At 40.5% G+C, this 13,797-nt stretch carries 12 protein-coding genes; 2 read left to right on the forward strand and 10 right to left on the reverse strand.

All coding sequences use genetic code 11. The features are described 5' to 3' along the window. From ACK4HU_RS02040 to holA, 5 genes are all read right to left on the reverse strand, one after another. Positions 1-687: a MotA/TolQ/ExbB proton channel family protein gene (locus ACK4HU_RS02040; protein WP_409803167.1), complete on the reverse strand. Its 687-nt coding sequence runs from the start codon at positions 685-687 to the stop codon at positions 1-3. A gap of 1 nt (position 688) precedes the next feature. Then, positions 689-1,621 carry a hypothetical protein gene (locus ACK4HU_RS02045; RefSeq protein WP_409803168.1) on the reverse strand — a complete coding sequence of 311 codons (933 nt, stop codon included), beginning with the start codon at positions 1,619-1,621 and terminating at the stop codon, positions 689-691. A 66-nt stretch (positions 1,622-1,687) separates the two neighbouring features. After that, entirely contained in the window at positions 1,688-3,382 is a 1,695-nt protein-coding gene (locus ACK4HU_RS02050) for a TonB-dependent receptor (RefSeq protein WP_409803169.1), read from the reverse strand. Between the two features lie 2 nt (positions 3,383-3,384). Next, the gene (locus tag ACK4HU_RS02055; RefSeq protein ID WP_409803170.1) at positions 3,385-6,372 is read right to left on the reverse strand and encodes a tetratricopeptide repeat protein; all 2,988 of its coding nucleotides are present in this window, start codon (positions 6,370-6,372) and stop codon (positions 3,385-3,387) included. A gap of 137 nt (positions 6,373-6,509) precedes the next feature. Continuing rightward, positions 6,510-7,532, reverse strand: coding sequence for a DNA polymerase III subunit delta (holA, locus tag ACK4HU_RS02060; protein ID WP_409803171.1), 1,023 nt, complete (start codon positions 7,530-7,532; stop codon positions 6,510-6,512). 124 nt (positions 7,533-7,656) lie between these two features. On the opposite strand from holA, the gene ACK4HU_RS02065 reads away from it, so the two are divergent. After that, a complete protein-coding gene (locus tag ACK4HU_RS02065; RefSeq protein WP_409803172.1) occupies positions 7,657-8,370 on the forward strand; it encodes a tetratricopeptide repeat protein in 714 nt (237 codons plus the stop codon). Here ACK4HU_RS02065 and ACK4HU_RS02070 read toward each other — a convergent pair. Both ACK4HU_RS02070 and ACK4HU_RS02075 read right to left on the reverse strand, forming a co-directional pair. After that, positions 8,367-9,209 (reverse strand): universal stress protein, encoded by an 843-nt coding sequence (locus ACK4HU_RS02070; RefSeq protein WP_409803173.1) that lies wholly within the window; start codon positions 9,207-9,209, stop codon positions 8,367-8,369. The two genes, ACK4HU_RS02065 and ACK4HU_RS02070, sit on opposite strands and share 4 nt — an antisense overlap. 10 nt (positions 9,210-9,219) lie before the next feature. After that, positions 9,220-10,140: a 2-hydroxyacid dehydrogenase gene (locus ACK4HU_RS02075; protein ID WP_409803174.1), complete on the reverse strand. Its 921-nt coding sequence runs from the start codon at positions 10,138-10,140 to the stop codon at positions 9,220-9,222. 173 nt (positions 10,141-10,313) lie between these two features. Here ACK4HU_RS02075 and ACK4HU_RS02080 point away from each other — a divergent pair, with 173 nt between their 5' ends. Next, positions 10,314-11,162 carry a DUF2911 domain-containing protein gene (locus ACK4HU_RS02080; protein ID WP_409803175.1) on the forward strand — a complete coding sequence of 283 codons (849 nt, stop codon included), beginning with the start codon at positions 10,314-10,316 and terminating at the stop codon, positions 11,160-11,162. A 26-nt stretch (positions 11,163-11,188) separates the two neighbouring features. Here the strand turns inward: ACK4HU_RS02080 and ACK4HU_RS02085 are convergent, their stop codons facing one another. From ACK4HU_RS02085 to ACK4HU_RS02095, 3 genes are read right to left on the reverse strand one after another with little or no spacing between them, the layout of a single operon-like run. Then, the gene (locus tag ACK4HU_RS02085; RefSeq protein ID WP_409803176.1) at positions 11,189-11,527 is read right to left on the reverse strand and encodes a nucleotidyltransferase family protein; all 339 of its coding nucleotides are present in this window, start codon (positions 11,525-11,527) and stop codon (positions 11,189-11,191) included. Then, the gene (locus tag ACK4HU_RS02090; RefSeq protein WP_409803177.1) at positions 11,508-11,960 is read right to left on the reverse strand and encodes a nucleotidyltransferase substrate binding protein; all 453 of its coding nucleotides are present in this window, start codon (positions 11,958-11,960) and stop codon (positions 11,508-11,510) included. The genes ACK4HU_RS02085 and ACK4HU_RS02090 overlap by 20 nt, the downstream gene beginning before the upstream one ends. A 43-nt stretch (positions 11,961-12,003) precedes the next feature. Beyond that, entirely contained in the window at positions 12,004-13,707 is a 1,704-nt protein-coding gene (locus tag ACK4HU_RS02095; RefSeq protein WP_409803178.1) for a sodium:solute symporter, read from the reverse strand. Between the last annotated feature and the right edge of the window lie 90 nt (positions 13,708-13,797).

Raw genomic sequence — 13,797 nt, forward strand, 5'->3', positions numbered from 1 at the left:
TTACTTATCTTGAAGAAGGTCAATAAACTCCACCGAAGTGTATTCCATATTGTGGACCAATTTGGAAACCTGAGTCACAAGGTAATTGTAGCCTAAGTAGGCAATAATACCTACCACCAAACCGGCAGCCGTCGTGATCATAGCCTCATAGATACCCATAGAAAGGAGCTTCGGAGAAACCATTCCCTCCTCTTGTGCAATAGCGATGAAGGCTTGAATCATACCTGTTACGGTACCTAGGAAACCAATCATCGGTGCAGCACCGGAAACGGTAGCTAGAAGTCCCAGATTTTTTTCGAGTTTATAGATCTCGATTTTACCAACATTTTCGATCGATACTTCGATGTTTTTCAGCGGAGAACCGATTCGCTCAATACCTTTTGCTATCATATTCGCAACTGGTGTATTCTCACCTGAGCAAAGCATTCGCGCCTTTTCAACTTGACCGCTTTGAACCAGGATTTTTACCTGATCCATCAAATGGCTTGAAGTCTTGGATGCTTTCTTGAGGGTGATGAGCTTTTCGAAGAAAATGAAAATCGCCAATACAAGTAATATGTATAGCGGAATCATCATGTAACCTCCTTTGATCAATAGATCAAGGAGACCGATGCTTTCTTTGGTGGTACCTGGTACCAATTCATTCAAATTGGATAAACTGTCTGTAGAGAGGGCTTGGAGCAACATATTAATATTTCAAAATCCACAATTCTTCGGTGTATTGAGATTTGATTCGGGTGAGTTCTTCAGCAGCTAAATTAAAACTTCCAAACTTTGATAGACCAATGCGATAATTTCTACTTCCCTCCTCCGGACTTACCAAGTACATCTCGGGAGTTTTCTCGAAATACTTACTTGCTACCTCGATCGCTAGCTTCTCATTTGGCAAGCTTCCCACAATGATAAAATACTGTGGTCGCTCTGTTTTGGACTCTATTCGAATCAAATTCCCTGATGCTACATTGGCAATAGTTGTACCAGTTTGAGCAGGATTAGAAATATTAGGATTTGAATTATTTATGATTGTTATAGAGTCTTGATTTACAGTTGTTTGATTTTGATCAGTTCTGGTAGATTCTGGATCAATTTCCTGCTTAGTTTCTGATTCTACTATAGTTACATTATCAGCAACTTCAGCCTTTGAAACATTGGTCGGAGACGAATCACGAGACTGGAGTTGCCATACGATGAAAGAGACAATTCCAAAACCCAAGATGAATACTGCCCAAACCCAAGAAGCTGTCTTTTTTTTCTCGGTAGCAATTGGAGTAGCAGGTCTTGGAATTTCAGGTTTTGTTTCGCTTACCTCAGTTTCTGCTTCCCTATTGGAATGGAATCTTACAGGTTCTTCAACCTCTTCTAAATCGACTTCAACAGGTTTTTCCACTTCATTTGAATTCATTTCAACTACATTTTCAACTGAAACTGGTTCAGTCTCCAATTCAGAAATGGAAGGAATTAAAGCGTCCTGCACCTGTTGAACAACAGGTGCAGGGCTAGTTGAAACAATATTTTTTTTAAATGGACTTGACTTGGCACCAAGCGGAGTGACTTCCACAAAGGGAAGACCATAATCCTTAGGATCAGTCCATTGATTGTTTTCAGAATCTCGTGCTGGCATAGTATCGAAGAAAGGCTACGAAACTAACCCAAAAGTGGCGAAAGCCCAACCACTTGACGAACTATCTCAAAATTTGAAACTTGCTCCACCGACCAGTTGAATTCCCCTCACAGGGTAGTTTAACCAACGGGTGTTTTTCCCATTCAGGATATTATTGCCTTCGGCAAAAATTGAAAATCGATCCGTGATCTTGAAATCAGCTTTCAGCTGAAGATCTGCAATGGTTTTTAGATTGACTATCTCGAATGGAGGAGGATTCGAGAAAGCCTCATATTGATATTGTTTCGCTTTCAATCCTCCCATAAAATTCACATTCGCCTGCACCAACAATTTTTCGAAGGGAGTGAATTGATTATTCACCCGTAGTTCCCACAAAGGTCTATGCCAAGCAGCTTGCTGAATATTCAAATCGTATTGGTAAAGATCCAATCGGCTACCAAGCGAATAAAAATCAGAAATCTTGAAGCCTAATTCTGCATTAATGTTGAACACAGTAGACTTGTCATCATACACGATTTCAAATCTCGACGAATCAGCCAACGAATTCACGAAGAAATGCATCTGATTCAATCGACTTACATCGATCCCTGCACGATAATGGAACGCTTCCTGAAACTGTCCTTCTATCCCACCCTCGATCTTGTAATTGTTGATGGTGTTGAGCAGTTGCTCACTCGGACCAAGAAACGGATTTTCGTTGACAAAGCTGAAATAGGTGTTTCGCTGCACATCGCCGGAGAACGCTCCATAGAAACCGAACTCATCTGCAAACTGATAGCTGGCTTTTAGCACCGGAAAAATCCGGAAATCACTTGATTTGTCTGCAATGACATCATTTTCCGAAACCAAGTTTAGGCCAGCTGTAAACTGGAACGCCTCATAGTTGTAAGAAATTCGTGGTCGGATCGAAAAATAGTTTCGATCAACTGAGTAAGTAATGTCTTCAGGATTGGTATGAAAATAATTCAAATCAACCTTACCGGACCAATCCGATTGTGTCCTGAATTTCAAACCAGCTAGAATGCCGACTTCATTTTCTTTGACAGCATAGCTATCCTTAAACGACCTAAAACTGAATTTTCCTTCGTAAGAAATAGGACCTGTTTTTTCAATGTCTCGCAATCCTGCCTCGATTTTGAAGTGATTCAAAATATTATTAGAGGTTTCAAATGGGAGATTTGGATTTTCAAAAAGAACAGGATTCACTCCATAAAAGGAATATTTATCCTGAGCCCAGTTCATCCCACCAAATACCTCAACAGCATCTGTGAAATAACTTCCATCAGCTCCAAAATTGGTGTGGGCCTCTGCACTCTGTTCTGCACCAACCGGACCCTGTCCAAAGCTTTGATGCTTAAATTTAACAGCATAATTAATTGGATCAGCTGTGGTGGACATGTACCGTCCCTCCAAAAGTGGCGATGCAAAATTGCCGTATCCAGCACGAACGAATCCATTGTATAGTTCCCTCCTATCCACACGATATGCCTTGTCTAATGCCGTCGGCTGCAGATTCAATGCAGGAATATTCAAAAAGAACGGCGTAACAGCATAGCTAAACTCACCAATTCCTTTGGGTTGTGGCAAAACAGGGAGGCGCTCAAAGGAACGTGGTTGAGTTGGTACAGTCAAAACCCGATCTTTTCGGATCACGAATTCCTGATCCTGCACAGCACCACGTTGCTGAGTTTGGGCCACAAGCGATGAGTTTCCCAAGGAAAATGCACCGGCAAAGAACATAATTACAGGTAATTTCTTCATGGTTATTTCAGCGTTCTGAGTTTGGCTTGGGCTTCAGCTTTGATTTCAGGATTTGTAGATCGCTCTACAATAGATTCCAGTGTAGCTTTTGCCTGGAAGTCCTCCCCTGTTTTTTGGTAATTGTCAGCAATTAAAAGGAACATTTTGCCATACCAATAATCGTAATCTGCAAAAGGACCTGCACCATCAAAAATGACATCATTTGATTTATTGAAGTCTCCCTTTTCTTGCTGAGAAAGAGCAAGCAGGTATAATCCTTCGGCTCCTTGAATAGTTTTGTGGGCATTTACTAAACTTTGGAGCGTCAATTCTGCTTGAGCTTTTTGATTTAATTCACGCTGTGATTTCGCCTTGGTCAGCAAAGCTTTTGCGGTGGATTCCGGGATAAGCCCATCCAAGGTCATCAGCCGTTCCGCATTGGCAATGGCTATCTGATATTTTCGAGTTTGAAAATTGGCAACCATCAATCCTTGAACCGCTTCAGCTTCTTCTACTCGGCTTCTTGCATTTTGGGAAGCAGATTCCAAGTAAGGAATGGCAGCTGCATAGTTTCCTCTTTCCAATTCGATGATTCCTATTCGCTGCATCGCCCGGGCTCGCTGCGGGGAAGAAGGCTCTTTTTCCAATTGTCTGAAAAAGCTCAGACCTTTCTCCTGATCTCCAGCCTGGAAGTATGCATCCCCGGCAAAATACAAAGCATCCGGCCGCTGCGCAGATTGAGGATAGCTTCTTAGGTAGTTTTCAAAAGCCCGCGCTGCTTGCGTATAATTTTTGTCGAGGTATAGACTCTTTGCAGATTCATATTCGAGCGACTGAACATTTCCACTTCCCGGATTTGCTCCCTTATAACGAGCCAAATAATCTCCAAATTCTGCTGATCTGCCTTGCAAGGCCAAAGTTTCCTGAAGTCCTTTCAATGCAGTCTCAGCATTAGAAGCATTAGGATGGTTGTCCAATATCAACTTATAATCGGCAATCGTCTGATTGTAATTTTGCATGGAAAAATTGGCCACTGCACGGCTTTCCAATGCGAATGGAATAAAAGGGGAATTAGGACGACTGGATATTAGGTCCGAAAACGCACGAGAAGCTTCGCTATATCTCACTTCCTCCAGGTAGATCTGTCCTCTCTGGAACATGGCATCTTCGATATACAAACTACTTGGGAAGCCTGAGATCAGTCTGTCCAAGTTGGACAGTGCTTCATTATTCTGAGATTGGAAGTTTTGAACTACAGCCAATCGATAATAGGCATAGTCCTTACCTGTAGTGGATTCTGAAATTGCCCTCTGAAAAGTAGCTGCAGCCTCACCAAACTTCTTCTGAACATATTGACAATCACCCAATCTCAGCAATGCATCATCGAAATATTGCTTTTCAGAGGCTCCTCTTAGCTTTTCCGTGTAAATTCTGAATTGCTCCTCTGCCTTCGGATAATTTTGGGAGTTGAAATAAGCATAACCCAAACCATAGTGGGTTTTTATCAAATAAGGATGATTGGTAGCAGGGTTTATAGCTCTTAAAGCCTCATAGGATCGTATAGCCTGTGGTAGATTACCATCAGCGGCATTAACCTCCCCTTTCCAAAAGTGTGTCTCCAGTAACAAATCCCGATCTTCAGGAAATGATTGGGATTTGTCTAGCAAGGCTAAAGATTGCTTGAATTTCTGATCTCGGTAATAGACCATTGCCTGATAAAAAGCAACTTTTTGATAGGCTGATCTTATTCTTGGGGACTTATTCTGAATTTTGTCCATCTGCTCGATGGCTCTTAGGTAATCGCTCGAATTGACCAAAGCCTCGGAAAGCAAAGTCTCCGCTTCCTGTCGGTTTTTTCCCGAAGGGTAAGTTTCCAAATACTCATCCAAGGCAGAAATTGCTGTGGAGAAAGTCCCACGTTGAAGATTGGTTTTTGCAAAGTTAAAAAGCGATTCTTCCTGAATTTGTTTGTTGAAACTCGATTTGGAAGCTGCCTGAAAACTTGTTGCTGCAAACTGGTAATTATCCAGTTTGAGATAAGCATGTCCTAAATAATAACTGGAGGACTGACCAATTTCATCTGTTGATGAAGCCGAAACTTTCAAATAGTCTGTGGCTCGTTGATAATTCCCGATTTCAAAAAATGAAATACCTGCCTTGTAGACCTCCTCACGGGAAAGCACCCCTTTTTTGGCATTAATGAAAGCATCGTAGTTTTTAGATGCATTTGCAAAATCCCGCTTGGCATAATAAGCCTCCGCTAGATACAGGTTGATTGTTTCCTTTCGATCTAAGTTTTGACCTGAAGCTAATAGGGGCACGGCATAGCTAATTACTTGATCGTAATTTCCTTCTTTATAATAGAGAGCAGTCAACAGATACGGAACTTTAGTCGCATAAAAGGAGGATTTCCCAGCTGCCTGAAGATCTGCGATTGCTTTGGCATTATTTCCAGCTTCCATCGCAATGAAACCGCTGTAATAATAGGCATCTGCGCTAATTGGTTGATTAAGTGCTTTAGCCTGATCAAAAAACGGAGCTGCAGCTCCATTATTTTTCAGTTGAAAATAGGAATAGCCTTGCTTAAAAAGCACGTCTGCTTTATTTGCATCAGAGAGACTGTTGGATTTCACCAAGGAATATCCCTCTATTGCCTCTTTATAATTTTTTTTGTAAAAGAAATGATCGCCTAGATAAAGTCCGGCTGTAGTAACTGTCGGATGGTTTCCATTTTCTAAAATGTAGGATTTCATCAATCCAGCACCATCAGGGCTTTCTATTTCCAAGGCAGCCATAGCTCGATTGAGTTCAGCTGACTTCTGCTGCTCACCATTCAGGTTTTGATTGAGTAAGCGACTGTTGTCGTAGAGAGAAGCTGAAAATAATTGCTTGTCAAAAAGCTCCAGATTGTAATCCAACGCCTGCTGGGATCCTGTCTGATGAAGTGTGGATTGAGAAATAGCATCTACACTTAAGGCCAGTCCTGCAAGTAGCACCAGGTAGTATTTCATCTATTATAGTTGGTTTTTAACGGTCAGATTGCCTGTCCCGTCCGCCGCGGCTGATCGGGAGAATTTCGCATAGTCAATTATCATGCTTCTGTGTGACGCTTGATTCCTGCTTGATTGCATAGTTTGCTTTTGGATAATCAGTGTAAAATTTTGTACACCAGTTCGCGGAGGATTTCACCCTCATTCATGCTTCCGGAGTCTACTCCTTTGAAACGAAGATCTGCCTCTTTGATGAATCCGAACACCTCAATTACCTTGCCTAATTTGTAGTTTCTGGAAGCTGCCAAATATTCCTTAACACCATAAGGATGGACCCCAATTACCCCTGCCAATTGATTTTCCGGTATTGCTCCTGCACGATGGACAAGGGCTACCTTGCTGAAGTAAGTGTACAAAAGCGAAAAAATGGGAATGACCGGATGGGCCTTCGGGTTTTGGATAAAATAATGGATGATCTGATTGGCTTTAATCGCATCTCTGTAGCCAATTGCCTTAGACAATTCAAAGTTGTTGTACTCCTTATTGATCCCAATATATTTTGAAATGTGCTCAGCGGTAAATTTGGTCGGTTCAGAAAAATTGATCAACATCTTCCCTACTTCATTGGAAATTACTTCGAGATTGTTTCCTATCGAATCTCCTAAAAGTTGGGCAGCCTTTCCATCAATCTGATGTCCTAATTCTCTGAAATAACCTTCAATCCACTCATTTAATTTCCAGTCTTTGACCTTCTCTGAATTGACAAAAACGGTCTTTTTATCCAGCTCCTTTTTCAGAGAACCTCTCCCATCCAATTTCTTATGCTTGTGGGCAAAGACAAGAATGGTACTTGGCAAAGGATTGTTGAGATAACTGATAAAAAGTTTCTGCGCATCCTCCTTTCCAAAATCAGGAATGCTTTGAGCTTCTTTTACAATTACGACTTGGCGATCAGCCATCATTGGGAATTTCCTTGCATTACTCAGGATCACATTCACCGGAGAATCCTTTCCATATAGGATCAGTTGGTTGAATCCCTTCTCATGTTCAGCGATGGCATTTTTCTCAATGTAATCGGTAATTAGGTCAATAAAGTAGGGCTCCTCTCCTTCCAAAAAATAGATTGGAGCAAACTTTTTAGCTTTCAGGTCTTTAAGTACTGCGTCGGGTGAATGGGCCATGGATTGTAAAAACTATAAGCTTTAAAGATAACATGCGAAAGTAAACGGGCGAAAAAACAAGGAAAATAATCTTTGGAAAACTATTCTGGGTCTAATTTTGTATTTCTATATAAATAGGAAAAAAATGAGCTTCGAAAAGGGATTGGCACTATATAAAGAAGGAAAATTTGAAGAGGCATTAATTTGTTTTGATCAACTTATCTTAGATCAGTCGGGACAAGTGGAATTTCATCTGTATCGAGGCCGAGTTTTAACCCGAATGGGAAAAGGTGAAGCTGCTCTTGAAGATTTTGATTTGCTTGTTTCTCTGGAACCATACAATACCGATTACATTAGCGACCGAGGAGTGGTGCTACACTTGTTGGGCAGGCATGAGGAAGCACTAAGCGAACTTGACCGAGCGACGAATTTGGATCCAAAAAACCCTTATCGATACAGTAGTCGGGCATTTTTGAAGGATCGTCTCGGAGATTTCACAGGGGCTATCGAGGATTATGAAAAAGCCATTGAACTGGATCCCGAAGACGCTGTCGCCTATAATAATAAAGGTATAGTGGAAGAGAAAATGGGGAACATAGCCCGTTCCAAAAAAAGTTTTGAAAAGGCGGATGATCTAATTGGGTACAAACCCAAAGCTGACGATTCAATGCCTACAATTGGAAGAAATGAATCAGAGAAACCAGCATTTGAAATGCCTGATTTCAGTGCAACAAACCCAAGTAAGCAAGTTAATTCCACACATTTTCTTCAGATAGTGAAAGATTTGTTTGGAAAAACTGAGACGAGAAAAGAATTCCTTCTCTTCCTCAAAGGCTTATTTTCAAAGAAAAAGTCCTAAAAGGACTTGATCACCCAAAGAGGCTTAGTCAAAAAATAGGACATTTTTTTAGATAAGTTTTTGGAAAAAATCTGATCAAAAAAACTCTTCTTTTTACTTAAAGTCACCAGCATGTCTCCTTTTGCCACTTGCAAGTAATTTTCCAATCCCAAAGCAAGATCGTCCCGATAGGATTTAAGTACATAATTGATTTTTTCATAGCGGACAAATGGCTTAATCTCATCGACCATCACCATGTGAAGCGATTTGTCAATCGCTTTTTGACTGGAAGATACATGGACCAGATCAATTTCAGAATCAAAAAAACTTGCCATTTCTACCACTTTTTGAATAGCCAGTTTGTCCTCCTCGAGGTAATCTGAAGCAAAAACAAACTTTCTGGGACGCTTAAAGAACACCTTTCTGGGGACGATAATTATATCTCGATCCGACTGTTCTACCATTTGACTTGCCCTGCTTCCTATAATATTAGAGCGTAGCTCATTCATTCCTTCAGTCCCTGCTACAATCAAATCGGCATCAATTTCTTTTGCGTATTCTAGTGCACCATTTACTATTTTTCCCGCTCGAATCACAATTTCACAACCTCCCAAACCATTCATAAGGCTTTCTTCCATCACAGCACGCTGAAGATTTTTTAACTTTTCCTCTAAAAATTCAACCTGATATTTTCCCTCAGAATCCATGGGTGATAATTTCAGATAATCTTCTCGGTTGAGTACATGAAAAAGTATTAAGACAGCATTGAATTTTTCGCCCAATCTGGCTGCATATTCTATTGCATTCAGGGAGCACTCCGAAAAATCTGTAGGACAAAGGATTTTGAAAGTCTTTTCCATTTTCTAAAAATCAATAGCCTTTTTGACGGTTTACGAGATTCAGAAGTGGCTGGTTAGCCTTTAATCTCCTGAAATTTTCAATTATCTGCGGACTGGCTGCAAGAGGATTTGTCACACTGGCGATATGAGGCGTAATCTGAATCTTACCCTCCTCCCAAAACGAATGATCCCCCGGAAGTGGTTCCGTTCGATACACATCTAAAAGTGCGCCTGATAAGAATCCCGATTCCAAAGCAGGGATCAAATCTTCTTCGACCAAATGCTTACCTCTTGCCACGTTGATTAAGTAAGTGCCTGGTTTACACTTTCTGAAAAATGACAGATTGAGAATATTTTCTGTATCAGGGGTCAAAGGCAGGAGACAAACCAACACATTGATTTCATTCAGAAAATCCTGAAGATGATTTTTAGAAAAATAAGGATGTGGAAAATCATCTTTCTCAGTAAAACCAAAACCGAAAACCGAAAACCCCATATAGCTCAATTTATCCAAGACATCTCCGCCGAGCGCTCCAACTCCCATCACTCCTACTTTCACTGGAATTTCAGGATTTGACATATCCCAGACTTTGTGCTTTTGATCGGCTTGATACCGAGTAATTTGACGGTGAAAGTTCAGTACACCCATGATTACATAATTTGTCATGGACCAAGTCAACTTTTCATCGACAATTCGAACGATTGGCATAGATTCTGGTACTGCGGAATCACTCAGAATATGATCAACACCGGCTCCAAGCGAACTGATTAATTTAAGATTGGGAAAAGTGCTGAGGTATCCTGGAGGATGCTGCCAAAGCAAAGCCATTTCCACTTCTTCAGGTCTGTCAATGTTAGGGTAAACCTGAATATTGATATCAGGCTGATGAAAAGTAAGGGCCTCGATCCATACTTGCGGATCGCGTCCCGGGCTGATTATTGCTAGGCTCATACTTGGTGCTTTTGGGTTGCAATAGTAAAAATACCAAGTTCAAAACTGCTACAAAGTCCACTAGTCAAAAAAGCTAGATCGATTTGGAAAAAGGACCGAAAAAAAAGAAAATTGCTCACCATGATTGGACCTTCGCAATCCTGATAAAAATTTAAAATTAACTACTTAAGAAAATGAACAACAAAAACTATTTAGCCATTCTGACTTTTTTCATGGTCAGTTTTGCCGGCTTTGCTCAGCAAATCCAAATGCCTCAGGCCAGCCCGAGTGCCAAAATCATCCAAAAAGTAGGACTGACAGATGTGACCGTTGATTATAGTCGACCAAGCACAAAGGGCCGTAAGATTTTTGGAGAGCTTGTCCCTTACGGAGAAGTATGGAGAACTGGAGCTAACGCGGCCACGGTTTTCACATTTTCTACAGATGTGACCATTGGCAGACAAAATGTTCCGGCAGGGTCTTATGCGCTTTATGCAATTCCCGGCAAAAACGACTGGACTATCATTCTAAGTAAAAACACAAAGCTGTGGGGTGCAATAGGCTATAACAAAGCTGAAGATCAGGTAAGATTCGAAGTGGAATCCACCAAAACCAGCAAAAAGTATGAAACCTTCGAAATTGCCTTTAACAATTTCACCGACAACAGTGCGGATGTGTCAATGAAATGGGAAAATACGCGGGTTGATTTCAAAATTCAAACTGAAGTCGATCCCCTGGTCATGGCTGATATCAAGAAGCTGGTGATTGACACCGAGACAAATGATCCTGGACTTCTCTTTCAGGCGGCTAGTTACTATTTTTCAAATTCCAAAGATATGAATCAGGCCTATGCTTGGGTCAAAACCTCTACAGACAATGATCCTAAATATTGGACTGTTCACTTGAGAGCAAAAATTGAAGCAGCTTTAGGAATGAGAACAGAAGCACTAGCTTCTGCTAACAAATCCAAGGCGATGGCAGTGGAAGCTAAAAATCCGGATTACATTGCTTTAAATGATCGACTGATTAAGTCGATTAGGTAATTTTATTTTGATTCAATGAGAGGTCTTCAATTTAATTTTTGAAGACCTTTTTTATTTCCCTGAATAGAAGAATTATAAATCTCTACCCCTACTCGATCGATATGAGATTTCAACTCTTCATTTGTAATCCGATTAAAATCAATTAAATCTATTTGGTAAAGCAAACCCAAATCATCAAGATCAGCCTTTAAATCTAAAAATCTTCGAAATGATATTCCTTCGGTAAAAATCGCAAGATCTATATCTGAGTTTGGTCTGAACGTTCCTATAGCTCTTGACCCAAAAAGGACCAATCGATCTACCTGATAATATTGAAATACATCAATTATTTCTTCCCAAACAGAATTATCTATCCCATATCTCATTTCTCAAATAAGTTTCCTGTTTTCCAGAACGTTCTTCTTCAAGTTTTTCCTTGAGAAACTCAAATAGAAAAACGTATTCTGATTTAATATCTTCATAGATCACCATGGCAGTTCCGCTATAATAAGTATGAGAAGTCAATTCCCTACTTTTTTTCAACCTTCTCCATCCTTCTGGATTGTCAATTAATCCGAGTTCGAATGCTTGCTTAAGAACCGCGCCAGGTCCACCAATATCGAGGTAACCTCTTTTTTTAATTACATCTTGAAGAGTTTTCCAAGAAAGTTCATAGGTATATTCAAACCGTTGGATTAAACCTTCAATTTCTAATTCGGAGAGGGATTCCGCGCTAGAAAGATCAATAGCCTCATTGAGCTTGCTAAATGCTTTATTAAAATTTTCAAACCGCTGTTCCCATCTAATATCGTTTGACATAGGTTCTTTTTAACTTAAATCTAAACAATCAGAATTTATACTTTCATCTTTTGCCCAAAATTGGCTGCAAAATCGAAGCGAAAAGCATCACTGCAATGCAACCTATTGCATTGTACCAAAGAAATCCGATATCCCATTGAAAACCCAGAATACCCGTTCCATTTCTAAAATGAACCAAGAGAATTAAAGCTTGGGAAAGCAAAGCAGCAATAAAAACTGCTCTTCCTTTTACAAATTTCATAAAGAATCCAACGATAAAAACCCCTAGAATTGTTCCGTAAAATAGCGAGCCCAAAAGGTTCACAGCTTGGATTAGGTTTTCAAAAAGAGAAGCATAAGTCGCAAAAAGAATAGCTCCAATCCCCCAAAAAGCTGTAAAAACTCTGGAAGAAATCACATAATGGGCATCGCTTGCATCCTTTTTTATAGATCGCTTATACAAATCAATGGTACTCGTCGATCCCAATGCATTCAGTTCCGAGGAAGAGGAAGACATCGCTGCTGAGAAGATCACAGCAAAGAGTAAACCTACGATACCCTTTGGCAAATAATCCATCACGAAACGCATAAATACATAATCTGTATCCCTTGTCTCTGCGGCTGGATCATTTGAAACAATCAAAGCTTTTACTTCGTCCCGAATTCCATTTTGCTCGGCTTTAATTTCTCTGATTTGGTTTTGAATCAAGTCCACTCGATCAGTTTCATCAGCGTCAATGGCACCAAGCATTTCCTGATAGGCTAATTTCCCGGACTCAAAGTTGGATTGATACTTTTCCTCGAGTACTTCAAATTGAGGAGCATATTCACTTTGCCTGAGTTTGTCTGTCTGAACGGTATTGAATATTACAGGGGGTTGGATAAACTGGTAAAAGACAAATACCATCACGCCGATGAAAAGGATCACAAACTGCATCGGGATTTTCAAAAAACCATTCATGATCAAGCCCATCCTGCTTTGAGTCAAGGTTTGACCAGAAAGATAGCGTTGAACTTGGCTTTGGTCCGTGCCGAAATAGCTCAAGAAAAGAAAGACTGCTGCCGTCATTCCAGACCAAACATTATATCGGTCTGCCAAGTCAAACTCAAAACTCACTACATTGAGTTTGTCCATTTTACCCGCCACATGAAGTGCCTCCTGAAAAGATATAGGAAGCATCTGAATGACAATAATTCCAGCCAGAATCATCCCTCCCATCATTACCCCCATTTGCTGTTTTTGGGTGATAGACACAGCCTCGGTGCCTCCAGAGACAGTATAGAGAATGACTAAACAACCGATAAAAATATTAGTCCAAGTAAGATTCCAACCCAAAAGTGTTGACAAGATTATCGCAGGAGCATAAATGGTAATTCCTGCTGCAAGACCCCGCTGAATAATAAAAAGAAGTGCTGTTAAAGTTCTTGTTTTAAGGTCAAATCGATTCTCAAGGTATTCGTATGCGGTATAGACCTTCAGCTTGTAATAGATTGGAATAAAACTCACAGAGATAATAATCATCGCCAGCGGCAAGCCAAAATAAAACTGAATGAATCGCATCCCATCCTCATAAGCTTGCCCTGGAGTGCTCAAAAAAGTAATGGCTGAGGCTTGGGTAGCCATGATGGACAAGCCGATAGCCCACCAATTGGAATTTTTTCCTCTGAGATAGGAATTTAGATCCTTTTTCCCTCTGGTTTTATACACCCCATAAGAGGCAATTGAAAGTAAGGTAACAAATAGGACTATCCAGTCTAGCGTACTCATGCGTAAGCCACTGTTAACCAATAAAACAAGGCAATCATCAACACCAGACTGGCCATTAGCCCCAGATATATTCTATTCCATCGAATTGGC

This window comes from Algoriphagus sp. (genome assembly GCF_046296635.1).
GTDB lineage: Bacteria > Bacteroidota > Bacteroidia > Cytophagales > Cyclobacteriaceae > Algoriphagus.

Bases quoted from the DNA above. Each gene is read 5' to 3' on its own strand.
- ACK4HU_RS02040 (WP_409803167.1), bottom strand. From the start codon at position 687: ATGTTGCTCCAAGCCCTCTCTACAGACAGTTTATCCAATTTGAATGAA.
- ACK4HU_RS02045 (WP_409803168.1), bottom strand. From the start codon at position 1,621: ATGCCAGCACGAGATTCTGAAAACAATCAATGGACTGATCCTAAGGAT.
- ACK4HU_RS02050 (WP_409803169.1), bottom strand. From the start codon at position 3,382: ATGAAGAAATTACCTGTAATTATGTTCTTTGCCGGTGCATTTTCCTTG.
- ACK4HU_RS02055 (WP_409803170.1), bottom strand. From the start codon at position 6,372: ATGAAATACTACCTGGTGCTACTTGCAGGACTGGCCTTAAGTGTAGAT.
- holA (WP_409803171.1), bottom strand. From the start codon at position 7,532: ATGGCCCATTCACCCGACGCAGTACTTAAAGACCTGAAAGCTAAAAAG.
- ACK4HU_RS02065 (WP_409803172.1), top strand. From the start codon at position 7,657: ATGAGCTTCGAAAAGGGATTGGCACTATATAAAGAAGGAAAATTTGAA.
- ACK4HU_RS02070 (WP_409803173.1), bottom strand. From the start codon at position 9,209: ATGGAAAAGACTTTCAAAATCCTTTGTCCTACAGATTTTTCGGAGTGC.
- ACK4HU_RS02075 (WP_409803174.1), bottom strand. From the start codon at position 10,140: ATGAGCCTAGCAATAATCAGCCCGGGACGCGATCCGCAAGTATGGATC.
- ACK4HU_RS02080 (WP_409803175.1), top strand. From the start codon at position 10,314: ATGAACAACAAAAACTATTTAGCCATTCTGACTTTTTTCATGGTCAGT.
- ACK4HU_RS02085 (WP_409803176.1), bottom strand. From the start codon at position 11,527: ATGAGATATGGGATAGATAATTCTGTTTGGGAAGAAATAATTGATGTA.
- ACK4HU_RS02090 (WP_409803177.1), bottom strand. From the start codon at position 11,960: ATGTCAAACGATATTAGATGGGAACAGCGGTTTGAAAATTTTAATAAA.
- ACK4HU_RS02095 (WP_409803178.1), bottom strand. From the start codon at position 13,707: ATGAGTACGCTAGACTGGATAGTCCTATTTGTTACCTTACTTTCAATT.